At 68.8% G+C, this 22,018-nt stretch carries 18 protein-coding genes; 10 read left to right on the forward strand and 8 right to left on the reverse strand.

Features of this window, described 5'->3' with window-relative positions; all coding sequences use genetic code 11:
* Together AC0L6G_RS14210 and AC0L6G_RS14215 are read right to left on the reverse strand one after the other, a co-directional pair.
* Complete coding sequence (locus AC0L6G_RS14210) at nt 1-831, reverse strand: hypothetical protein (RefSeq protein ID WP_366098480.1); 831 nt, start codon at nt 829-831, stop codon at nt 1-3.
* A 59-nt stretch (nt 832-890) separates the two neighbouring features.
* Nucleotides 891-3,497, reverse strand: coding sequence for a TonB-dependent receptor (locus AC0L6G_RS14215; protein ID WP_293824544.1), 2,607 nt, complete (start codon nt 3,495-3,497; stop codon nt 891-893).
* Nucleotides 3,498-3,727: 230 nt separating this feature from the next.
* On the opposite strand from AC0L6G_RS14215, the gene AC0L6G_RS14220 reads away from it, so the two are divergent.
* Nucleotides 3,728-4,072, forward strand: coding sequence for a hypothetical protein (locus AC0L6G_RS14220; protein WP_293824543.1), 345 nt, complete (start codon nt 3,728-3,730; stop codon nt 4,070-4,072).
* Nucleotides 4,073-4,191: 119 nt separating this feature from the next.
* On the forward strand, nt 4,192-5,415 hold the full coding sequence (locus AC0L6G_RS14225) for a hypothetical protein (protein ID WP_473252508.1): 1,224 nt from the start codon (nt 4,192-4,194) through the stop codon (nt 5,413-5,415).
* A gap of 9 nt (nt 5,416-5,424) precedes the next feature.
* On the opposite strand, the gene cysQ is transcribed toward AC0L6G_RS14225, so the two are convergent.
* Nucleotides 5,425-6,267, reverse strand: a complete 843-nt coding sequence (gene cysQ / locus AC0L6G_RS14230) for a 3'(2'),5'-bisphosphate nucleotidase CysQ (protein WP_473252509.1) — start codon at nt 6,265-6,267, stop codon at nt 5,425-5,427.
* A 96-nt stretch (nt 6,268-6,363) separates the two neighbouring features.
* Here cysQ and chpT point away from each other — a divergent pair, with 96 nt between their 5' ends.
* The 3 genes from chpT to AC0L6G_RS14245 all read left to right on the forward strand — a co-directional run bounded on the left by chpT (nt 6,364) and on the right by AC0L6G_RS14245 (nt 8,318).
* Complete coding sequence (gene chpT, locus AC0L6G_RS14235; RefSeq protein ID WP_293824537.1) at nt 6,364-7,035, forward strand: histidine phosphotransferase ChpT; 672 nt, start codon at nt 6,364-6,366, stop codon at nt 7,033-7,035.
* Nucleotides 7,036-7,128: 93 nt separating this feature from the next.
* Complete coding sequence (locus tag AC0L6G_RS14240) at nt 7,129-7,506, forward strand: response regulator (protein WP_291538495.1); 378 nt, start codon at nt 7,129-7,131, stop codon at nt 7,504-7,506.
* Entirely contained in the window at nt 7,503-8,318 is an 816-nt protein-coding gene (locus tag AC0L6G_RS14245; RefSeq protein WP_293824535.1) for a CheR family methyltransferase, read from the forward strand. The genes AC0L6G_RS14240 and AC0L6G_RS14245 overlap by 4 nt, the downstream gene beginning before the upstream one ends.
* A gap of 20 nt (nt 8,319-8,338) precedes the next feature.
* On the opposite strand, the gene cckA is transcribed toward AC0L6G_RS14245, so the two are convergent.
* The 4 genes from cckA to fliQ form a co-directional block, all read right to left on the reverse strand.
* A complete protein-coding gene (cckA, locus tag AC0L6G_RS14250; protein ID WP_473252510.1) occupies nt 8,339-10,387 on the reverse strand; it encodes a cell cycle histidine kinase CckA in 2,049 nt (682 codons plus the stop codon).
* 65 nt (nt 10,388-10,452) lie between these two features.
* Complete coding sequence (flhB, locus tag AC0L6G_RS14255; RefSeq protein ID WP_293828495.1) at nt 10,453-11,529, reverse strand: flagellar biosynthesis protein FlhB; 1,077 nt, start codon at nt 11,527-11,529, stop codon at nt 10,453-10,455.
* Complete coding sequence (gene fliR / locus AC0L6G_RS14260; RefSeq protein WP_473252511.1) at nt 11,522-12,295, reverse strand: flagellar biosynthetic protein FliR; 774 nt, start codon at nt 12,293-12,295, stop codon at nt 11,522-11,524. Before fliR ends, flhB begins: the two co-directional genes overlap by 8 nt.
* Nucleotides 12,296-12,559 carry a flagellar biosynthesis protein FliQ gene (gene fliQ / locus AC0L6G_RS14265; protein ID WP_017505641.1) on the reverse strand — a complete coding sequence of 88 codons (264 nt, stop codon included), beginning with the start codon at nt 12,557-12,559 and terminating at the stop codon, nt 12,296-12,298.
* 121 nt (nt 12,560-12,680) lie between these two features.
* On the opposite strand from fliQ, the gene folE reads away from it, so the two are divergent.
* From folE to AC0L6G_RS14285, 4 genes are all read left to right on the forward strand, one after another.
* Nucleotides 12,681-13,265, forward strand: a complete 585-nt coding sequence (gene folE, locus AC0L6G_RS14270; protein WP_291538506.1) for a GTP cyclohydrolase I FolE — start codon at nt 12,681-12,683, stop codon at nt 13,263-13,265.
* Nucleotides 13,266-13,330: 65 nt separating this feature from the next.
* Nucleotides 13,331-14,488: an acyltransferase family protein gene (locus AC0L6G_RS14275; protein WP_473252512.1), complete on the forward strand. Its 1,158-nt coding sequence runs from the start codon at nt 13,331-13,333 to the stop codon at nt 14,486-14,488.
* Nucleotides 14,489-14,641: 153 nt separating this feature from the next.
* On the forward strand, nt 14,642-16,315 hold the full coding sequence (locus AC0L6G_RS14280; RefSeq protein ID WP_291538512.1) for an MFS transporter: 1,674 nt from the start codon (nt 14,642-14,644) through the stop codon (nt 16,313-16,315).
* A 91-nt stretch (nt 16,316-16,406) separates the two neighbouring features.
* A complete protein-coding gene (locus AC0L6G_RS14285) occupies nt 16,407-19,775 on the forward strand; it encodes a hybrid sensor histidine kinase/response regulator (protein WP_293828487.1) in 3,369 nt (1,122 codons plus the stop codon).
* Nucleotides 19,776-19,848: 73 nt separating this feature from the next.
* Here the strand turns inward: AC0L6G_RS14285 and AC0L6G_RS14290 are convergent, their stop codons facing one another.
* Nucleotides 19,849-20,463 carry a response regulator gene (locus AC0L6G_RS14290; protein ID WP_293828485.1) on the reverse strand — a complete coding sequence of 205 codons (615 nt, stop codon included), beginning with the start codon at nt 20,461-20,463 and terminating at the stop codon, nt 19,849-19,851.
* 176 nt (nt 20,464-20,639) lie between these two features.
* Here AC0L6G_RS14290 and AC0L6G_RS14295 point away from each other — a divergent pair, with 176 nt between their 5' ends.
* Nucleotides 20,640-22,013 (forward strand): DcaP family trimeric outer membrane transporter, encoded by a 1,374-nt coding sequence (locus AC0L6G_RS14295; RefSeq protein WP_473252513.1) that lies wholly within the window; start codon nt 20,640-20,642, stop codon nt 22,011-22,013.
* The last annotated feature ends 5 nt before the right edge of the window (nt 22,014-22,018 follow it).

The raw sequence follows: 22,018 nt of genomic DNA on the forward strand, positions 1-22,018 counted from the left end.
TCAGGGCAGCTTCTGCGGAACCTTCATGGCCAGGATTTCGCGGGTGCGGCGGGTTATGCCGTACAGCATGCCCGGCTGGCTTTCGTCCCAGTCCACGGCCTGGCCTTCGGCCTCCACGCCCAGGGTCTCCACGTGATCCAGAACGCCGCCGCCCATCGGCAGGGCCACGACATAAAGCTCCGGCAGGTCGTGGCCGGTCAGATAGAGGCGGCCGTCCGGGCCCCAGCCGCCGCCCGAAACGCTCATCGGGGCGATCCGCTCGAGGATCGAGGGCGGCAGGGCCCAGGCCTCCAGCCGTCGCCACTGATCGTCGAAACGGACCAGGGTGGTGTGGCGATGGTCGCGCGGCGCCTCTCCGCCCCGACCGTCGTAGTTGGCGAACATGGCCCACCACGATCCGTCGTGACGGTCGACCCAGGTGATCGACCCGGTTCCCATGCCCAGGGCGATGCTGCGCATGTGATGCAGATCGACCGGGTCGAACGTCTCGACCGTGCTGACGTGGGGCGTGGCCGGAAAGTTGGAGCTGGCGCAGACCAGTTCGTCCGCGATCAGATTGCACGAATTGATGTGCGGGAATCGCGCGCGATCGCCGGTCCACTCGGCTTGTTTTTCGCCGCTGGTCTTGTCGTAGCGGACGATGGACCAGTTGGACACGGCGTAGACGGCGTCCGGCCCGACCGCCACGCCCTGGCGCGCGTCGGCGGCGTAGCGTCGGACGGTTTGGGCCTGACCGGCCAGGGCGATGGGCGGGAGCGCGGCATGGTCCGGCGCGGCGGGCGCCGCCTGGGCGGTCGACAGCATCAGGGCGGACAGGAGGACGACGGACATGGCGAAACTTTCGAAGACGAAACGGCCGCCTCGAAAGGAAGCGGCCGTTTGGAGCCGGATCAGAAGCTGGCGGACAGGCCGACCCAGAAAGTTCGGCCGTAGTTGGCCGATTCCTGCAGATAGGCCCGGCCCGGTCCGGTCATTTCGCGACGGCCCGAGTCCGACAGGTTCTGACCCTCGACGAAGACGGTGACGCCGTTGGCGAAGCGCCAGCTGACCGAGGCGTCATAGACGTGGCGGCCCTTCCAGTATTGGTCGGCGTTCGGGATGGTGTCGTTGATCGTCTCCAGGAAGCCGCCGATGTAGTTGTGCGAAACCCGCGCCTCCAGCGGACCGTGCTGATACCAGAGCGATTCATTGGTGGTGGTGGACGGCTGCTGGAACAGGCCGGTGTGACGTTTTCCGGCCGTGGTCAGGAAGGTGAACTCGGTGTCCAGGAAGGTGGCGTTGGCGCTGACGCCGAGACCGTCGAACGGCGCCGGCAGCATGGACAGGGCCTGCTGGAAGGCCACCTCGACGCCCCGGATCTTGGCGGTTTCGGCGTTGGTCGGGGTCGAGACGATGACCGCCTCCACGCCCCGGCCCACGTCCAGATTCTGGACCGAACTTAGGGTGAAGATCTCGTTGTCGATGCTCTTGCTGAACAGGGCGACCGACATCAGGCCGTCGGCCGGATAGTATTCGAAGGACAGGTCGAATCCTTCGCTCTCGCGCGGTTTCAGGCCGGGATTGCCGCGCGACAGCGTCGCCTGGGAGCCGTCGAAGGTCACGTTCTCGCTGGCCGCCAGCGAGCCGAAGTCGGGGCGGCCTATGGTGTTGGTCCAGGCGGCGCGCACCACCACGTCGTCGCGAACGTCCCAGCGCAGGTGCAGGCTGGGCAGCCAGTTGTCGTAGTCGCCGCCGTTCGACACCGGCGTCAGGGTCGAGCCCGTCGCCCGCACCGCGTCCGAGCTGATGTCGGTCTTTTCGTAGCGCAACCCGCCCAGCAGCGTCAGGTCGCCGATCCGGTAGCTGGCCTGGGCGTAGCCGGCGAACACGTCTTCGGTCACGTCGTAGTCGCCGGTCGGCAGGGCGGTCGCGAGGTTGAAGTTGGCGGTGTTGGCTTCGTAGAAGGCCTCGGCGGTCGCCACGTCGATGCGCGGCGTCAGCCGGTACTTGCCCTGGATCAGTTTGTCCGGACCCGGACGATCGACCTGGTCCAGCGTATAGAGGAAGCCGCTCTTGGCCGTATAGTCCGTGCGGCTGGAGCTGTAGCTGCGGTCGCTGGAGCGCAGCACGGCGCCGAACTTGGCCTTCAGATTGCGCGTATCGCCGCCGTCGTCGAAGGCGACGTTGAAGCGGGCCTGGGTGGTGTCCTCGTCGGTCTCGACCAGCGACACGCGGCGCTGCTGCAGGTTGAACAGGGCCGGATTGCTGAAGGCCGCCGGATTGGCCGGGGTGAAGACCGGGAAGAAATCCGACGTGTCGTAGCTGAAGCCGAAGTTGGCGTTGGCGGCGGTGCGGAACTCCATCGAGGTGTTCGGCGTCTCCAGCCCCGCCTGCGAATAGACCAGGTCGCCGTCCAGCCGCCATTGCGGCGTGGCGTCCCAGCGGAAGGCGGTGCGGCCCAGGCCGATTTCGCGCCGCGTGATCGGCTGGTTCAGACCGACGATGTTGCGGCCGGTGGCGAAGGTTCCCGAGGTGGGGGTCTGATTGGTGACGTTGCCGTTCGGCTCGGTGCGGAACTCTGTGCGTTCCTCGTCGTCCTCCATGCGGGCGTAGAGCGCCGAGGCCTCCCAGCGGAAGTCCGTGTTCGGGCGCCATTCCAGCTTTCCGTTCACGCCCGAGCGCTGCTTGGTGTTGTTGTACCAGAACAGGCGCAACTGGGTCGGCACCTGGATGCCGTTGCCGTTCGCGGCGCCCGAATTCACCGGCGCGCCGGCGGTGGTGTATTCGCGGACCGAGGGGGCGGCGGATTCGACCTGGGGAATGTCGTAGTCGAGCTGCTCGTGAGAGGCCCCCACGACCACGCCCCACTGGCCGGCGGCCCCGAAGCGGCGACCGGCTGCGAAGGACAGGCGATAGGACGGGTCGTCGTTGCGCACGTCGCCATGCTGTTCATAAACGCCGTAAGAGGCCATGCCGTTGAAGAAGGGCTTTGCGGCGTCGAAGGCGCTGCGGGTGGCGATGTTGATGACGCCGCCGATGGCGTTCGCGTCGTTCTCGGGCGTCACCGTCTTGATGACCTCGACCCGGCCGGCCATGACCGAGGGCACGATGTCCATCGGCACCGTGCGGGCGCTCTCGTCCACCGAACCGACGAAGGCGCCGTCGATGGTGGTGCGGTTGTAGGTCGAAGCCAGGCCGCGCAGGATCGGCCAGCGCGGCTCGCCCTGGTCCTCCATGACCGAAACGCCCGGAATGCGGCGCAGGGCCGCGGCGGTGTTGTGGTCGGGCAGTTTGCCGATGTCGTCGGCGGATACGGCGTCCATCACCTCGAATTCGGCGCGTTTGACAGCGATGGCGGCGCGCTGGGCTTCGCGCTGGCCCGTGACCACGATCTCGTCGACCTCGGCGGCCTGATCCGCCGCCTGGGCGCGGGCCGAGGCGGCGAAGGCGGCGGTGGCCAGGGCGGTGGTGGCGAGCAGCAGCGGCCCATAGGCGCGAGACGAAATCCTGATGGTCATGACAGTTCCCCCCATGTCGATCCGACGACCGCGCCCCTAGGGGTAGCCGACGACAGCAGCGTCACGATTCGGTGGCCGAACGACGAAGCCTTGGTGAAATCCGCGTGTCGTTTCGGCCTTCACGCGGAGGGATCACGCGCAGGTGGCGGCGAACGGCGCCGCTTCGGACTTTATTCGGCCGCGCGCCTGGGCCATGGTCCGACGTCGGGCGCGATCGCGCCGGAGGACCGATGTCGTTGCTGTTCGCCCTATCCAGCGCCGTGCTGATGCTGCAGGCCGCGCCGTCCGCGGGGCTGGTCTCGTATGAGGAGGCCGTGCGCTGCGCCGGCCTGACCCAGGCGGCGTCCGAACTGGAGGGCGGCGAGAGCGCGCAAGGCCGGCGGCTGTATGACGCGGCGCTCTATTGGTCGCTGGCGGCGATGCAGGCCGCCACGGCCACCGGCAAGAGCGCCTCCGCCGCAGAGGCCGAACAGACCCGCGCCCGCATCGCCGCCGTGCGGCAGTTGAACGGCGACGCCGCCCAGGCCAGGGCCGCCCTGCAACGCTGTCAGCAGAAGACGCCGAACCTGGGCTGAGGTCCGGGTCAAGTCCTGAGGATAAGCGCGGTCGAACCGCTTTCCCGGCGCTGCGTTTGCATTGGACGCCGCAAGCGACGCACTCTGCGTCTCGAAGCGGGATTACAGAGGTCCAGCGCATGTTCGAATTCGGCCGCGATCTTCGAAAACTCTTCGCCCAGGCGCGAGAGAGCGAAGACCTGGGCTGGGTCGAACTGATCGGCCCTGACCTGCTTCGGGCCGAGGCCCTGCGCGAATCCATCGACGCGGGCCGCGTGTCCTGCAACCGCCCGTTCGAGACCGAACACCGCGCCGCCGCCCTGTGGCGCGAACACGCCCGGCGCACGGGAGCGGCCGAAAGCCTGGAACGGGTGGAACGCTGCGCCGCGAGCCTGGCGCGGTCGGCGGCGAACGAGGATCAGGCGGCCCTGGCGGCGATCGACCAGGCGGCCGTGGCGATGTTGCGGTTCGACCTGTGCGGCGGCCCGGACCGACTGGATCGCGCCCTGGCCCTCTTGGCCGGCGTCCGTCAGCCGCGCGGGCGTCGAATCGCCTCGGGCCTGGCCGCGATCCACGCCCGGCTGAAGGCGCGCACGGCCCGTCTAGCGGGCGATGTCGACTGTCTGGCCGAGGCGGGCGGGCTGATGGATGCGGCGATCCAGAGCGACGCGGCCGACGACCTGGATCTGCGCATGGACGCCGCAGGCCTGGCCCTGGAGACCGGCGTGGTGCGGCGCGACGTGCGCCTGCTGGACCAGGCGGGACGCAGCCTGGGCGCCCTGGTCGAGACCGCCTCGCCGGACCACAGGCCCCTGACCCGCGCCCGGGCGCTGGCGCTGTGCGGGGCCGGGCTTTCGGCGCTCGCGGCCATTGCGGGACACCAGGCGGCGCTGAGCCAGGCGCGGACCCTCTTCGACGCCGCGGCCGATCAGTTCACGCCCGATCACAGCCCGCTGGATTGGGTGGCCATCCAGATTCTGCGCGCCGGCGAGGAGGCGCAGCCGCTGATGCTGCTGGCCCAGGCCGAGGCTCTGACCCAGGGCGGCGAACTGGTGCTGGGCGCCGTCGCGCGCGAGCGGCGCATCACGCGAGAGATCGCCTTGGCCGAGGCGGTCGGCGACCTGACGGCCCTGATGACGCTGGAGACCCGGCTGCGCGCGCGGATGGTCGAGGCCGCGCCGTTGGACTGGTCCGCCGACCAGATCGGCATGGCGGAAATCCTGCTGGCGCGCCGCCGCCTGACGGCCGCGCCCGTCGCGGACCTGGGCCTGATCCTGGGCGAGGCGGCCGCGACGGCGCGCGAACGGGGCGTGGATGTCCTGGCCGACCGGGCCGAACGCCTGCTGGCCGGCGCCGGGGCCTAGACGCTTCTTTCAGCCGCCCATGGCCACGAAGGCTCCGTTCACGAAGCCGGGCTTGCCGTAGGCCAGGCTTTGGCCGTCGTCGGCCAGGACGCGGCCGCCCGCCGCCTCCAGCACCGCCTGGCCCGCCGCCGTATCCCATTCCGAGGTCGGGCCGGTGCGGGGATAGGCGTCGAAACGCCCCTCGGCGATCAGACAGAATTTCAGCGAGGAATCCGTGCCTTGCCAACGGGTGCAGCCGTGGCGGGCGGCGAGGCGCGCCGCCTCCTCGTCCGTGACGCTGTGGCTCAGCAGGGCCATTCCCTCCTGGGGGCGGTCGCGCACGCGGATAGGACGCCAGTCCTCGCCCGCATGGGCCTCTCCGGCCTGAAGCGCGCCGAATTGGCGACGATGGGCGCCGCCCCCGGGTCTGTCGGTGCGCCAGGTGGTCGATGTGGCCGGCGCCGTCACCACGCCCGCCGTCGGACGACCGGCATGGATCAGGGCGATGTTGACGGTGAAGGCCTCGCCCCCGCGCACGAAGCCGCGCGTGCCGTCCAGCGGGTCGATCAGCCAAAACCAGTCCTCGGCGGCGGCCGGCGCGCCGTGAACCGAAACCGCCTCTTCCGCCACCGTCTGCACGCCGGGATAAAGCGCCGCCAGCCGGTCCAGGATCAAGGCCTCGGCCGCACGATCCGCCTGGGTGACGGGGCTGTCATCGGCCTTGGTCTCCACCGCCGCCCCCGTGCGCCAATAGGGCAGGATCAGCCGTGCGGCCTCCTCCGCGATCTCGGCGATGGCCAGGGAGAGCGCGCCGGACTTCAGGTCGCGCTCGAGGTCGGCGGCGGCGGCAACGGAGGGGGAGGCGGTCGTCATTGGCGGGTCGATAGACCATCCGGGCGGTTCCATGAACCGGCAAATCACGGCAACGTCCCGCGCGATACGAACTGTGACCTGAGTGCTCCAGCCGCCATGACATCGACCCACGACGCAGACGCCGCCCCGATCGACCTTCCCGTCGATGGGACCGAACTGGCCACCTATGTCGCGGCCAAGCTGTGCCATGACTTCATCAGTCCGTCGGGCGCCATCGTCTCGGGCCTGGACCTGATGCAGGATCCGGCCGCCCAGGACATGCGCGAGGACGCCCTGGCCCTGATCGAACAGAGCGCCAGGAAGATGGTCGCCCTGGTCCATTACGCCCGCGTCGCCTTCGGCGCGGCGACCACCAGCGAACGGTTCACGGCGCGCGAGTTGGAAAGCCTGGTGGTCGGCATGACCCAGGGCGGGCGCGCCAGCCTGGACTGGCGTATTCTGGATGGGGAGTTCTCCAAGCCACAGGCCCGCGCCCTGACCAACCTGGCCTATCTGGCCGTCGGGACCCTGCCGATGGGCGGCTCGGCCGTGATCCGGTCGCGGACCGAGGCCGGCTGGCTCCATCTGGAAGGATTGGCCGAGGGGGGGCGCGCGCGGCTGAAGCCCGAGGCCGTGGTCGGCCTGGCGGGCGAGCGCCTGACCGAGGGGCTGGCCGGTCAGTGGATCCAGCCCTATTGGCTATGGCTGACCGTGACCGAGGCCGGAGGCGCGCTGCACGTCGAGGTCGACGACGGAAAGGTCGCCCTGGCGGCCCGCATGCCCGCCTGAGTCCATTTCCAAACGACTCGTTAACTGGCATCAGGGATATAGTCGGCCCAAGCATCCAAAGGCGAAAGCCGGCGCTATGTCGAGAAGAGGGCCATGAATTTTCGAACCTGCCTGATCGTCGACGACAGCCGCATCATCCGCAAGGTCGCGCGCCGGATCGTCGAGGGGCTGGGTTACGAGGTCGACGAGGCCGCCGACGGCGCCGAGGCCCTGGCCTATTGCGTCGGCGCCATGCCCGACGTCGTCCTGGTCGACTGGAACATGCCGGTGATGGACGGGATCACCTTCCTGCGCCGGCTGCGCACCGCCCCCGGAGGCGACCGGCCCAAGGTGCTGTTTTGCACCATAGAGACCCGGCCCGAAAGGATCGCCGAGGCTCTGGCCGCGGGCGCCGACGACTATGTGATGAAGCCTTTCGATGGCGAAATCCTGCAATCCAAGCTGACGGAGGTCGGAGCGATCGCCGCATGACGCCGGACGATTTCGACAGGCTGCAATCCCTGCTCGCCACCCGCGCCGGCTATCGGCTGTCGCGGGATCGCATCCATCTGGCCGAACATCGGCTGGGGCCGGTGGCGCGCCGGGAGGGCTACGCCAATGTCGAGGCGCTGCTGGCGAATCTGTGGGCCCATCCGGTCGCCTCCTTGGCCTGGGCGGTGATCGAGGCGTTGCTGAACGCCGAGACCTGGTTTCGGCGCGACCGGACGCCGTTCCGCATCCTGGAGAACGAGCTTCTGCCCGCCTTGGCGCGGGCCCGTCCCGACGGCCGGGTCAGGATCTGGTCGGCTGGCTGCTCGACCGGCCAGGAGGCCTGGTCCATCGCCATGGCCGCCCTGGAGACCGGGACCTCGGCCGATCTGATCGCCACCGACCTTTCGCAGCGCGCCATCGAGAAGGCGCGCTCGGGCCTCTACACCGGCTTCGAAATCCAGCGCGGGCTGACGGCCAAGGCCATGCTGCGCTGGTTCGAGCCGATGGAAGACCAGTGGATCGTCAAGGCGGAACTGGCCGACGCCGTACGCTTCGGCCGCGCCAATCTGCTGGACGAACCCGTCGACGGCGCACGGTTCGACGTCATCTTCTGCCGCAACGTGCTGACCGACATGGAGCCGACGCGGCGCGCGCGATTGCTGGACGGGCTGGAGCGGCGCCTGGTCGACGACGGCTGTCTGTTCCTGGGGGCCGATGAACGGCTGGAAGGCGAGACGGTGGCCTTCCGCCCCGTCAACGGCCGGCGTGGCCTGTATGTGAAGGCGCCGTCCGCGCTTCGTCGCGCCGCCTGAACCGCCCGCCGCGGGGCTGGTCAGGCCGCGTGCAATTCCTGCTTCACCCGCTCCGCCAGGGTCTTGATGTCCAGGGGTTTGGGCAGGAAGGACACGCCCGTCTCGTCCTGAAGCAGGTCCGAGAAGTCGCTCTCGGCGTACCCCGAGATGAACATGACCGGCGCGTCGCCCAGATAGGGCCGGGCCTTCTTGAGCAGCGACGGTCCGTCCAGGCCGGGCATGATGACGTCGGAGATCATCATGTCGATCTGGCCGGTGTGTTCTTCGGCCAGCAGCAGGGCCTCCTCGCCGTCCGCCGCCTCGATCACCTCGTAGCCGCGCTGGCGCAGCAGGCGGGCGGCGATGCCGCGCACGGCGTCCTCGTCCTCGACGAACAGGATGCGGCCCGCGCCCGACAGGTCGCGCGGCGCCTTGGCCTTGACCTCGACCGGCTGAACCTCGGCAAGCTCGGCCTCGCCTGCAGCCGGCAGGAAAAGACGAAACGCCGCCCCGGCGCCTTCCACATTGCTGACCGCGACATGCCCGCCGGCCTGCTGGGCGATGCCATAGACGGTGGCCAGCCCCATCCCTGTGCCCTCGTTGACCGCCTTGGTGGTGAAGAAGGGCTCGAAAATCTTGTCCAGCAGTTCTGGCGGCACGCCGGGGCCGGTGTCGGACACCTCGATCAAGGCGACCTCGCTGGTGGGGGCTTCGGCCCAGCCCAGGGCGCGCGCTTCCTCGGCGGTCAGGCGCCGGGTTGCGATGGTCACGACGCCTGCCCCCGGCTCGACCACCCCGCGCATGGCGTCGCGGGCGTTGACGGCCAGGTTCATCACCGCCGTCTCCAACTGGCTCTTGTCGGCCAGGACGACCGGCAGGTCGCGGCCGTAGTCGGTCTCCAGCCGCACGTCCTCGCGCAGTAGGCGGCGCAACAGGATGGCGAACTCGCCGACCAGTTCGCCCAGGTCCAGCCGTTCGCGTCGCACCGTGGACTTGCGCGAGAAGGCCAGCAGCTTGCGCACCAGGTCTGCGGCGCGGATGGCCGTCTGGCGGATTTCGTTCAGCCCCTCGTAGGACGGATCGCCCACCGGGTGCCGTTCCAGAAGGCCCGACAGCTGAAGCTGGATCGCCGTCAGCAGGTTGTTGAAGTCGTGCGCCACGCCTCCGGCCAGCTGGCCCACGGCCTGCATCTTCTGGGCCTGGTTGAGCTGAAGCTCCATCGACTTCTGGGCCGAGACGTCGAACAGCCAGATGCGGCGGCGCTCGCCCTCGGGCGCCACATAGAGATGCAGCATCTTGTCGGGATAGGCGCGTGCGACCAGTTCGATGGGGCCGGACGATCCGGCCGCCAGCTTGGCCCGCGCCTCGGCCACGCCGGACGGGTCGAACAGGTCGCCGAAGGCGGCGTCGCGGGCGGCGGCCGGGCCGGTCAGCACCGCCAGCGCCGGATTGGCCTCTTGCGCGCGGCCGGCGAACAGGTCGTCGCCGGCGATGACGGCCGAGCCGAACGGCGCGCCGGCGGCCATGGCGCGCGCCTCTCCGGTCGCGGCCGCCGCCGAGGAATGGACCAGGGCGGGGAGGGGGGCGGCGGCGATGGGCAGGACGGCGTCGGGGGCCGCGCGCATCAGGAACCGCCCCTCGCCAGCCCGGCCGATGACCACCTCGACCTCGCGCTGGCCGATCATGACGATGGCGCGGCCAGGCTCGCCCTTTCGCGCCTGGGCGAAGGCCATGTAAAGGGCCTGGGCCGACTTGCCGCGGGGCAGGGCGTTGGTCGCGCCGTTCGCCTCGGCCCAGGCGGCGTTGAAGGCCAGGATCTGACCCGAATCCCACACCAGGGCCGCCGGCTCGGCCATGGCGTCCAGCACCTCGATGGCGGCGTCGCTGCTGGGCCTGACGTTGGTCGCCCGCCGAAAACCGAACAGGCCGATCAAGGCGATCGCCCCGACGGTCAGGATCAGCACAAGCCCCGGCGCCGAGGTCGGATTGCCGCGGAACGCCGGATAGGCCAGGGCCGCGATCGCCGTCACGACGCCGAACGCCATCACGGCCGACAAAAGATCGAACGATGGGCGCCGGGTGGACGTCATACAGCCTCGCGAATCAACGGTTCGATCATACGCTCAAATCCTGACGCACCCTTACCGGCGCGCCCTCATCGACGCGCCCGGGACTGGAAGACGAACCCGATGATCTTGGCGGCGGCGTCGAAATGTTCGCGCGGAATGACTTCGTCCACCTCGACCGTGGCGTAGAGGGCGCGGGCCAGGGGCACGTTCTCGACGATGGGTACGCCGTGCTCGGTCGCGACCTCGCGGATGCGCAGGGCCAGGGCGTCGACGCCCTTGGCCACGCAGATCGGCGCGCCGTCGCCCTGATCGGGTTCGTAGCGCAGGGCGACCGAATAGTGGGTCGGGTTGGTCACGATCACGGTGGCCTTGGGCACATTGGCCATCATCCGCTGGCGGCTGCGCTGCATGCGGATCTGCTTCAGCTTGGCCTTGACGTGGGGATCGCCCTCGGACTGTTTGAAGTCTTCCTTCAGCTCTTCCTTGGTCATCCGCATCCGCTTGGCGAAGCGCATCTTCTGCCACAGGAAGTCCGCGCCGGCCGTGGCGCCCAACAGGATGATGGCGGCCACGAACAGCGAGATGGCCATGTCGCGCGCCAGCGGCAGCATGGCCAGGGGACTGACCGCGACCAGGTTCTCGAATTCTCGCGCATGGGGCTTCAACACCATCCAGCAGACCACGCAGACGGCCGCCAGCTTCAGCAGCGTCTTGACGAACTGGGCCAGGCCGTCGGGACCGAAGATGCGTTTGAATCCCTGCAACGGGCTGACCGAAGACCATTTGGGCTTCAGCTTCTCGGCGGTGAAGATCAGGCCCGACTGCGCCAGATTGCCGCCGGCCCCGCCGATGATGGTGGCCAGCATGACCGCGCCCAGGAACGGCGCCGCCGCCCAGACCGCGCGCACCATGATCTGATTGCCCGCGCCCGAGTTCAGCGTGCCCAGCATCTGATGCGGGGCGGCGATGAAGGGCAGCATCTGTTCGGCGATGGAGGAGGCGAACCAGCCCCCGGTCGTCAAGATCACCGCCGCCGCCCCGGCCAGGGACAGGACCTGGGCGATGTCGGGCGACTTGGCGACGTCGCCCTTCTTTCGGGCGTCCTCAAGCTTTCGCGGGGTCGCCTCTTCGGTTTTCGATTCGGGATCGGCGCCTTCAGCCACCGGGGCCTCCGAACACGAAATACTCCGCCAGACGACGGTAGCGGTCGATGAAGACCGTGCCCAGCGCGCCCAGGCTGAGCGCGAAGATCGACAGGCCCAGGATCACGCTGAGCGGGGCGGCGGCGAAATAGACCTGAAAGGCCGGCATGACCCGCGCCACCAGGCCCGAGGCGAGGTTGAAGATCAGGGCGAACACCAGGACCGGCGCCGCCAGCTGGACCCCCAGCATGAAGCTGTCGCCCAGGGTGCGGACCGCCATCTGGGTGAAGTCCGCCATCATCAGCGGCTTGGCCGGAGCGATCAGCTGATAGGAGCCCACCATGCCGGCGATGAACAGGTGATGGGTGTCGGTGGCGAACAGCAGCGTCACCCCCAGCAGGGTCAGGAAGGCGGCGATCGTCGTGCCCGGCTGGGCCTGCATCGGATTGGCGGTCTGGGCGAAGCTGAGCGTGGTCTGCAGCGAGACGATCTCGCCCGCCGTCGACAGGGCGGTCATGAACATTCGCAGCAGCAGGCCGATCATCAACCCGACGACCACCTCGCGGATGATCCACCCGACCATCAGGCCCAGGCTGTCGGGCAGGCCCGGCAGGGCGCCGCGCACCACCGGCCATAGCGCCAGGCTGATGACCAGGGCTAGCGACAGCCGTACGCGCGGCGGCACATAGGCCTCGCCGAAGCCGGGGATCAGCATCAGGATCGCCGCGATCCGGGCGAAGATCAGCCCCCCGGCCCAGACCTGATCGGCGGTGGCGTAAGCCTCCACCTACATTCCCGCGATGCGGGCCGCGATCTGACGCATGAAGCCGCCCAGCAAGGCCCCCATCAGCGGCAGGAACAGGATCAGGCTGACGAAAATGGCGATGATCTTGGGCGCATAGATCAGGGTCTGTTCCTGGATCTGCGTCAGGGCCTGGAACAGGCCGATCACCACGCCGACCACCAGCCCGACCAGCAGGACCGGCAGGCACAGCTGGATCGTCAGCCAGATGGCGTCGCGCCCGACGTCCAGAACTTCCGCGCCGTTCATCGGCCTGTGCTCCAACAGATACTGGGCAGAAAATGCCGGGAGGATGGTTAACGGGCCGCTAACATCCTCTTCGGCGACGGGGGCCTCCCCTTCGCGCATCCGCCCCGCTATGTAGGCCGCCATGACAGACGCCCGCTCCTCCAAGATCACCCAGGCCGAAGCCGAGGCCGCCGTTCGCACCCTGATCGAATGGGCCGGCGACGATCCCGACCGGGAGGGGCTGCTGGAGACGCCCGCCCGCGTGGCCCGGAGCTACCGCGAGCTGTTCCAAGGCTATGAGGTCGATCCCCTGTCCTATCTCGAGAAGACCTTCGAGGAGACGGGCGGTTACGACCAGCTGGTGGTGCTGAAGGACATCCGTTTCGTCAGCTTCTGCGAACATCATATGCTGCCCGTGGTGGGCAAGGCGCACGTCGCCTATCTGCCGACCGACCGGGTCGTGGGCATCTCCAAGCTGGCGCGTGTGGTGCGCGGCTTCGCGCGGCGTCTTCAGATCCAGGAGAAGATGACCTCCGAGATCGCCGAAGCCATCCAGACCGTCCTGCGCCCCCACGGCGTCGGCGTGGTCATCGAGGCCGAGCACAGCTGCATGACCCTGCGCGGGGTCAATGCGCCGGGCGCCAGCCTGTCGACCAGCCACCTGATCGGCGTGGTGCGCGACGACCCCCGGACCCGAGAGGAATTCCTGCGCCTCGTTCGCAGCTAAGTCGCTCGAACGCCGCCCTCTTGGCCCGGCTTTTGCGGCTGAGCGGCGAGGAGGAGGTGTTTGCGATGCCCTGGTCCCTGTTTTCGACCCGCAATGAGACAGTTCGGATCGCGCGCGGCGGCTGGCTGGACGCGCTGCGGTTCATCGTCGCCTTCCTGATCATCCTGCACCATTTCCAGGCGGCCGGCCCTGCGCCCCTGGCGCATCTGGTCAATCCGATCTTCGAGCGCGGCGGCTTCCTGCTGACCAACTTCTTCCTGATCGACAGCGGCTATGTGCTGATGCGCGTCTATGGCGCGGCTGTGGACAAGGGGCGGATGTCGCCGGGCGACTTCTTCCTGAAGCGGTTCCTGCGCGTGGTCCCCGCCCACCTGATCATGGGTCTGTCGCTGGTCGGGCTGGTGCTGCTGGCGACCGCCGCCGGCGCGCCGCCGCGCAATCCCGAATGGTTCGCCTGGGACCAACTGCCCGCGCAACTGCTGTTGCTGCAGTCCTATGGCGTGCACGGCGGCCTGGGCTGGAACGCCCCGACCTGGTCGATCTCGGCCCTGATCGGCTGCTATCTGGCCTTTCCCTGGATCATTCGCGGCCTGATGCGGCTGGGGCCATGGTCGGCCCTGGCCGTCGGCGTCGGCGTCTATCTGATCGCCAACCAGCTGTGCTGGTCGTTCCTGGGCTATCCCGTCTATCAAATGCCGATGCGCTACGGCATCATCCGCGCCCTGCCGCTGTTCTTCCTGGGAATGTGCCTGGCCTGGTTCGCGCAGAAGGTCTGGATCGCGCCGCGGCTGGCGGGCTGGGCGGGCGTGCTGGCCGCTGTCGGCTTCTTCGCGCTCGAGCTTCACGACAAGCACGCCCTGATCGCCCTGGCCCTGATCTCCGTCATCATCCTGGCGGCCGGCGCCGCGCCGGTGAAGAAGCCTTCAAAGCTGGTGGAGACGGCCGCCATGGCGTCCTTCTCCATGTTCATCACCAACGAGGTGGTCCGCATCGCCTGGTTCGGCGTCGTCAACGCGCTTGCGGCCAAGTTCGCCCTGCCCGTCGGCGCGCAATGGGGGTTGTGGGTCCTGGGCGTCCTGGCGGCGGTCGCCTTCGCTTTCGCCTTCCATTTCGCCGTCGACAATCCGATCCAGACCCGCATCCGCGCCTGGCTGAAGCGACGCAGCGCGCGTCGTGGCCAGCCGCAGCCCGAACTGGGGCCGGTCGTCTCCATCGACGGCTGATCGTTTTCGCCTGGCCGCGTCGCCTTGGGCGACCATCGATCCTCGACCAAAGTCGCTCTCTCCAGCCGCGGCCCTCTCGGTCAATGTCGGGGTCCACGCATCCCGAAGGATGTGCAGAACGGCCGATAACGGCGACTTGGGAGGAAATGGATCATGGCAACCGACGCTTCAATTGCGTCCGGGGACGGGGAGCGCAAGGTCGATCGCAGCGATCGGCTGGTCATCCTCGCCTCTTCGGTCGGCACCGTCATCGAGTGGTACGACTTCTATCTTTACGGCTCGCTGGCGGCCATCATCACCGTCCAGTTCTTCTCGGGCGTCAACGAGACGACCGGCTATATCTTCGCCCTGATGGCGTTCGCCGCCGGGTTCGCGGTGCGGCCCTTCGGCGCCGTGGTCTTCGGGCGGCTGGGCGACCTTTGGGGACGCAAGAACACCTTCCTGGTGACGATGCTCCTGATGGGGCTGTCGACCTTCGTGGTCGGTCTTCTGCCGCCCTATGCGGTCATCGGCATCGCGGCGCCGATCATCCTGGTTCTGATGCGCCTGATCCAGGGCCTGGCCCTGGGCGGCGAATACGGCGGCGCCGCCACCTATGTCGCCGAGCATGCGCCGCGGAAGAAGCGCGGCTATTACACCTCCTTCATCCAGATCACCGCGACCGCCGGCCTGGTGCTGAGCCTGCTGGTGATCCTCAGCGTCCGCTACACCGTGGGCGAGGAAGCCTTCGCCGCCTGGGGCTGGCGCATTCCGTTCCTGGTCTCGATCCTGCTGCTGGGCGTATCCCTGTGGATCCGCCTGAAGCTGGCCGAAAGCCCGTCGTTCAAGCGGATGAAGGCCGAGGGCAAGGGCTCCAAGACCCCGCTGAAGGACAGCTTCGGCAAATGGCCGAACCTGAAGCTGGTGCTGATCGCCCTGCTGGGGCTGACCGCAGGCCAGGCCGTTATCTGGTACACCGGCCAGTTCTACGCCCTGTTCTTCCTGGAGCGGGTCATGAAGGTCGATGCCACCCTGGTCTATGTCCTGCTGACCATCGCGCTTCTGGCCGCCTCGCCCTTCTTCATCTTCTGGGGATGGCTGTCCGACAAGGTGGGGCGCAAGCCGATCATCCTGGCCGGCTGCCTGATCGCGGCCCTGACCTATTTCCCGCTGTTCAACGCCCTGACCCAGGCCGCCAACCCGCGCCTGGCCGCCGCCGCCGCCTCGGCGCCGGTCGTGGTCTACGCCGATCCGGCCGACTGCAATCTGCAGTTCGACCCCGTGGGCAAGACGGTGTTCAACCACTCCTGCGACGTCGCCAAATCCTACCTGGCCAAGGCGGGCGTGACCTACACCAACCAGGCGGCGCCCGCCGGGACGGTGGCCCAGGTCCGCATCGGCGATCAGGTCGTCATCCCCAGTTTCCGAGGCGACGCCATGGCCCCGGCCGACTTCGCCGCACAGAAGAAGACCTGGGACGCCGGCCTGGGCGAGGCCCTGACCGCAGCCGGCTATCCGGCCAAGGCCGACAGCGCCCTGGTCAACAAGCCGATGGTGGTGCTGATCCTGTTCATCCTCGGCTTCTATGTGACCATGGTCTACGGACCGATCGCGGCTGCCCTGGTCGAGATGTTCCCGACCAACATCCGCTACACCTCCATGTCCCTGCCTTATCACATCGGCAACGGCTGGTTCGGCGGCTTCCTGCCGACCACCGCCTTCGCCATCGTGGCGGCGACGGGCAATATCTACTCCGGCCTCTGGTACCCGATCGTGGTGGCCCTGGGGACGGTCGTCCTGGGCTTCCTGCTGGTCAAGGAAGGCAAGGACGTCGATCTGAACGCCTGATCCTGCTTTCAGGCGCAACGGTGAGGCGGGTCGTCGCGAGACGGCCCGCCTTTCGCTTGTGAAAACCCCGACGCCGGTTCAGATGCCTGTCATGTTCAGCCTGACGATCCTCGGCCTGGTCGCCGCCTATATGGCGGTGCTGTTCGCCGTCGCCTGGCATCAGGAACGACCGGCGGCAAGGGCGCGCGGCAAGGGGCTGGGTCCGTCGATCTACGCGCTGTCGCTGGCCATCTATTGCACCTCCTGGACCTATTACGGGGCGGTGGGCACGGCCGCGCGCGACGGGTGGGAGTATCTGCCCATCTATATCGGGCCGATCATCGGCCTGACCCTGCTGTTTCCGCTGTGGCGGCGCATCGCGGCGGCGGCCCGGCGCGAGAACGTCGGCTCCATGGCCGATTTCGTCGCCTCCCGCTACGGCAAGAGCCAGACCCTGGGCGCGGCCGTCACCGTCGTCGCCATCCTGGGCTCGCTGCCCTATATCGCCTTGCAGCTGAAATCCCTGTCGATGGCGGGCGAACTGCTGACGGCGGGCACGCCGGTCGCGGGGTCGGAACGGCTGACGGTGCTGGTCCTGGCCGGGGTCCTGGCCTTCTTCGCCATCCTGTTCGGCGCGCGCCGGCCCGATCTGACCGAGCATAATCGCGGCCTGATCCAGGCCATCGGCCTGGAATCGATGGTCAAGCTGGGCGCCCTTCTGTTCGTCGCCGTCTTCGCCCTGGCGCTGCTGGTGAACCAGGGATCGCCGCCGCGCGTCGTCGAGGGGCTGGGGGCGCTGGGCGCCTTGCCGGACGTCACCCCGCGCTTCACCGCCATCACTGTCTTGTCGACGCTGGCCATCTTCTGCCTGCCGCGCCAATTTCACGTCGCCTTCGTGGAGGGCGCCCAGCCGTCGGACGTGAGACGCGCCCGCTGGATATTCCCCCTCTATCTGCTGCTGACCAGTCTGGCGGTCCTGCCGCTGGTGGCGGCGGGCGCCCTGTTCGCGCCGACCGTGAACCCCGACCTGCTGGTGCTGGCCCTGCCGTTCCAGCGCGGCGAGCCGCTGCTGACCGCCATCGTCTTCGTCGGCGGCTTCTCGGCCGCGACGGCCATGGTGATCGTGGAGGCGGTGGCCCTGTCGGCCATGGTGTCCAACAGCCTGATCCTGCCGTTCCTGGCGCGCGACCGCTGGCGGGTGCGCGGCGACGCCTCGGACATGGCGGGCGTCATCCTGCAGGTGCGGCGCGGGGCCATCGTGGCCGTCCTGCTGCTGGCCTGGCTGTATTATCAGGCGACGGACCAGTCGCGCGGCCTGGCGGCCATGGGGCTGGTGTCCTTCGCCGCCATGTCCCAACTGGCGCCCGCCCTGTTCGGCGCCGTCCTGTGGCGGGGCGGGCACGCCCAGGGCGCCCTGGCGGGCATGGCGGTGGGCGTCCTGGTGTGGATCGTCATGCTGGCCCTGCCGCAACTGGCCCCCGGCGCGGCGTGGCATATCCACGTCATGCTGGGGATCAAGGATCCGCTGGCCCTTGGGGTCTTCGTCAGCCTGGGGCTGAACCTGGCGGCCTATGTCGGGGTGTCGCGGTTCGCGCGGCCCCGACTGATCGACCGGGTTCAGGCGCGCGCCTTCGTGGATCGGCTGGGGCCGGACTGGATGGAGGCCCGGCCCGCGCCGTCCGGGGCCTCGGTCGGCGACCTGCGCGCCCTGGTCGCCCGCTTCATCGGCGACGAGCGGGCCGAGCGAGCCTTTTCCGCCTGGGGGCGCGAGACGGCCGTCCGGCTACGCGACGCCGACCCGGCCGATGCGGCCCTGGCGCGGGCGGCGGAGCGGATGCTGGCCGGCGCCATCGGCGCGGCGTCGGCGCGGCGGGTCATCGCCGCCGCCCTGGCCGGGGTCGGCCGCGCGCCCGAGGACGTGGTGCGGATGCTGGACGAGGCCTCCCAGGCGGTCCAGTTCAACCGCGACCTGTTGCAGACCACGCTGGACAACATCGACCAGGGCGTGATCGTGGTGGACGAAGACCTGCGCGTCACCGCCTGGAACCGGCGCTATGTCGCCATGTTCGACCTGCCGGTCGGCTTCGTCCACGTCGGCCTGCCCATCGCCACCATCTATCGCCTGAACGCCGAGCGCGGCGAGAGCCCCGACGACATCGAAGCCTGGGTCGAGCGACGGCTGGAGGCTCTGAGCCGGCGCATCCCCCACGACCATGAACGCGAGCAGCCCGACGGTCGGGTGTTGCGCTCGTCCGGCGCGCCCATCCCCGGCGGCGGCTACGCCACCAGCTATACCGACATCACCGCCCTGCGCCGCGCCGCGCGCCAGCTGGAAGAGGCCAACGAGCGGCTGGAGGCCCGCGTCGCCGACCGCACCGCGCGGTTGGACGAGGCCCGGCGGCTGGCCGAGGACGCCACGGCGTCCAAGACCCGCTTTCTGGCCGCCGCCAGCCACGATCTGCTGCAGCCCCTGCACGCCGCGCGCCTGTTCATCGCGGCGCTGAAGGAGGAGCCGGCGCTGTCCGAGCCGACGAGCCGCACCCTGGCCGTCAACGCCGACCGCGCCATCGACAGCGCCCACCGCCTGCTGACCGCCCTGCTGAACCTGTCGAAGCTGGAGGCCGGCGGGGTGCGGACGAATGTGGCGCAGCTGTCCCTGGGGGCCCTGTTCGACGATCTGCGGCGCGAGTTCGCCCCCGTGGCCGAGGCCAAGGGCCTGCGCCTGACGCTTTCTCCGACGCGGCTATGGGTGACGTCGGACCGCGATCTGCTGCGGTCCATGCTGCAGAATCTGGTGGGCAACGCCATCCGCTACACCGACCGGGGCCGGGTCCTGGTAGGCGTGCTCAGGCAAGGCGAGACAGCGCGTGTGTTCGTCTGCGACACAGGGCGCGGCATCCCCAGGGCCCAGCAGAAGACCGTCTTCGACGAGTTCGTGCGCCTGCCTGGCGCGGCGGTGGACGAACCCGGCGCGGGGCTGGGCCTGGCCATCGTCAAACGCCTTTCCAGCCTGCTGGGCCATCCGCTGTCGCTGGAGTCGGAAGTCGGACGCGGCACCACCTTCCGCATCGTCCTGCCCCGCTGCGCCCCGGACGTGACGACCGAAGCCGCGCCGTTGCGCGACGTGCGTTTGCCGCTGGCGGGTCTTCGGGTGTTGTGCGTGGACAATGAGCCGGTGATCCTGGATGCGTTGAACGCGCTTCTGACACGCTGGGGCGCGCGTCCTACCCTGACGTCCAGCGTCGAAGCGGCCAGGGCGGCCAAGGGGCCGTTCGACGCCGCCGTAGTTGATCTTCACCTGGGCGATGGGCCGGAAGGGTTCGCCGTGATCGACTGGCTGCGGCCGCTGGGGGTTCGCCGCATCGCCCTGGTCACGGCCGACACCCGCGACGGCCTGAACGAACAGGCCGCGGCGGCCGGCGCAGTCCTGTTGCCAAAGCCGATCCGGCCGGCGGCCCTGAAAGCGTTTCTGTCCAGCTAGGTTGGATCTGCGTTCATCGCTCTCCGTCTCGCGTCACCCTTCGGACGCCCTGGTATGACGACAAGGACTGGGTCTATCCCGCCGGGTCCATCTGCTTGGCCAGGATCACCGCCTGGGTCCGGTTGTGGACGCCCAGCTTGCGGAAGACGCTGGTCAGGTGCGCCTTGATGGTGGCCTCGGACACCCCCAGGTCGAAGGCGATCTGCTTGTTCAGCCGCCCGGCTTTCAGCCCTTCTAGGATGCGCAGCTGCGAGGGGGTCAGGCTGGCCACCCGTTCGGCCAGGTCGTCGTCCTCGGCCTCGGGCACGTCCGGCGCCCAGGTGTCGCCAGCCAGGATGGCGGCGATGGCCTCGACCATCTGCGGCAGGGCGGTGGACTTGGGGATGAAGCCGGCCGCGCCCAGACCCAAGGCGTTTCGCACCACCGGCGCATCCTCGCTGGCCGACACGACCGCGACCGGGGCCGCCGGATGCTCGGCCCGAACCGTGGCAAGGCCCGCCATCCCCTCGCTGTCCGACAGCTTGAGGTCCAGCAGCAGCAGGTCCGTCGGCCCCGCCTGCAAGGCGGCCCGCGCCTCGCCCAGGCTGGCGCATTCGATCACCTCGGCCCCCGGCGCGGCCTTGTCGACCGCCGAACGCAGGGCGGCGCGGAACAGCGGATGGTCGTCGGCGACGACGATGCGATCCATAGGCGTCCTTCCCTTGGGATTTCCCGCGCGGCGTCTAGGCGGCCACATCAGCCCTATCATGCCGCGGTTCGACTTTGGTCGAAATTAGACGAATGGCCAATGGTCAGCCGGACCCCCAGGCGGAAAGGTTTTCATAGGGACGCACGCGATAAGACGGGCGCGGGAGGATTTTCATCATGATCAAGTCACGTCTATCGGCGGTCCTTTCGGCCGGCGCCGCCTCGGCCGCTCTGCTGTGCGCGCCCGACATCGCCTCCGCCCAGTCCAGCCAGGCGGCGCTGGAGGCTCGGATCGCTCAGCTGGAGGCCGAGCTGAACGCCCTGAAGGGCGAGGTCGTCGCCGCCCGCACCCAGCAGGCCGCCCAGGCCCAGGACATCATTCGCCTGGAGACCCGCCCAGCGAATCCGGCCCCCGCCCCGGTGCAGCAGACCGCCGCCCCCGCCTCGTTGAGCGAAGGCTTCCGCATCGGCGATCACACGGTCAAGTTCGGCGGTTTCGTCAAGGTCGACGCCTACGCCACCCGCTATTCCGGCGGGGATCCGGCCAATGGCGACTCGCTTCGTGAATTCCACATCCCCGGCTCGATCCCGATCGGCGGCGCCGACGAGGATACGGCGACCGACTTCAACGCCCGCCAGACCCGGTTCTGGCTGACCACCGACGGCATAGTCGGGGGCCACAAGATCGGCACCCGGATGGAGATGGACTTCCAGACCCTGCCCGGCGCAGGCGACCAGCGCACCACCAGCCCGGCCAATCCGGCTCTGCGCCGCGCCTTCATCACCATCGACAACTGGCTGATCGGTCAGGAGTGGACCAACTTCCAGAACACCGCCGTCCTGCCGGAATCGGCCGACTTCATCGGCGCGGCCGAAGGCACTGTGTTCGCCCGTCAGGTTCAGGTCCGCTATACGCGCGGTCCCTTCTCGGTCTCGGTCGAGAATCCCGAGACAACCGTGACCCCGTTCGGCGGCGGAACGCGCGTGGTCGCCGACGACAACAGCCTGCCGGACTTCACCGCCCGCTACGCCGTGTCCAGGCCATGGGGCGATCTCCAGTTCGCCGGCCTGCTGCGCCAGCTGAAATATCAGAATCCGGCGAGCAATATCGATTCCACCGCGACCGGCTGGGGCCTGTCGGCTTCGACCAAGATCAAGGTCGGGTCCAAGGACGACCTTCGCCTGATGGTGACGGGGGGCGAGGGGATCGGCCGCTATGTCGGTCTGAATTTCTCGAACGACGCCGTGCTGGACGCCTCGGGCGAACTGGACGCCATCGGCGTGGTCGCCGGCTTCGCCGCCTATCGCCACGTCTGGGCGCCTGGCTGGCGCTCCAGCCTGATCTGGTCGGGCCAGAATGTGGACAACGACACCCGCTTCACCGGCCTGAGCGCGAACCGTTCGGCGCAAAGCATCCACGCCAATTTGATCTGGTCGCCCGTCACGGCCTTCGACGTGGGCGCCGAACTGATGTTTGCGGACCGCGAGATCGAGACCGGCGCCAGCGGCGACCTGACCCGCCTGATCCTGTTCGCCAAATACGGATTCTGATTTCC

It is taken from the genome of Brevundimonas sp. D3-1P (genome assembly GCF_055809335.1).

What these genes read in the sequence shown, in the direction of transcription:
- fliQ (WP_017505641.1), bottom strand. Translation starts at nt 12,559, where the DNA reads ATGAACGGCGCGGAAGTTCTGGACGTCGGGCGCGACGCCATCTGGCTG.
- AC0L6G_RS14280 (WP_291538512.1), top strand. Translation starts at nt 14,642, where the DNA reads ATGGCAACCGACGCTTCAATTGCGTCCGGGGACGGGGAGCGCAAGGTC.
- cckA (WP_473252510.1), bottom strand. Translation starts at nt 10,387, where the DNA reads ATGACGTCCACCCGGCGCCCATCGTTCGATCTTTTGTCGGCCGTGATG.
- AC0L6G_RS14275 (WP_473252512.1), top strand. Translation starts at nt 13,331, where the DNA reads ATGCCCTGGTCCCTGTTTTCGACCCGCAATGAGACAGTTCGGATCGCG.
- folE (WP_291538506.1), top strand. Translation starts at nt 12,681, where the DNA reads ATGACAGACGCCCGCTCCTCCAAGATCACCCAGGCCGAAGCCGAGGCC.
- AC0L6G_RS14215 (WP_293824544.1), bottom strand. Translation starts at nt 3,497, where the DNA reads ATGACCATCAGGATTTCGTCTCGCGCCTATGGGCCGCTGCTGCTCGCC.
- AC0L6G_RS14225 (WP_473252508.1), top strand. Translation starts at nt 4,192, where the DNA reads ATGTTCGAATTCGGCCGCGATCTTCGAAAACTCTTCGCCCAGGCGCGA.
- AC0L6G_RS14295 (WP_473252513.1), top strand. Translation starts at nt 20,640, where the DNA reads ATGATCAAGTCACGTCTATCGGCGGTCCTTTCGGCCGGCGCCGCCTCG.
- AC0L6G_RS14285 (WP_293828487.1), top strand. Translation starts at nt 16,407, where the DNA reads ATGTTCAGCCTGACGATCCTCGGCCTGGTCGCCGCCTATATGGCGGTG.
- AC0L6G_RS14245 (WP_293824535.1), top strand. Translation starts at nt 7,503, where the DNA reads ATGACGCCGGACGATTTCGACAGGCTGCAATCCCTGCTCGCCACCCGC.
- AC0L6G_RS14210 (WP_366098480.1), bottom strand. Translation starts at nt 831, where the DNA reads ATGTCCGTCGTCCTCCTGTCCGCCCTGATGCTGTCGACCGCCCAGGCG.
- AC0L6G_RS14240 (WP_291538495.1), top strand. Translation starts at nt 7,129, where the DNA reads ATGAATTTTCGAACCTGCCTGATCGTCGACGACAGCCGCATCATCCGC.
- cysQ (WP_473252509.1), bottom strand. Translation starts at nt 6,267, where the DNA reads ATGACGACCGCCTCCCCCTCCGTTGCCGCCGCCGCCGACCTCGAGCGC.
- chpT (WP_293824537.1), top strand. Translation starts at nt 6,364, where the DNA reads ATGACATCGACCCACGACGCAGACGCCGCCCCGATCGACCTTCCCGTC.
- AC0L6G_RS14290 (WP_293828485.1), bottom strand. Translation starts at nt 20,463, where the DNA reads ATGGATCGCATCGTCGTCGCCGACGACCATCCGCTGTTCCGCGCCGCC.
- AC0L6G_RS14220 (WP_293824543.1), top strand. Translation starts at nt 3,728, where the DNA reads ATGTCGTTGCTGTTCGCCCTATCCAGCGCCGTGCTGATGCTGCAGGCC.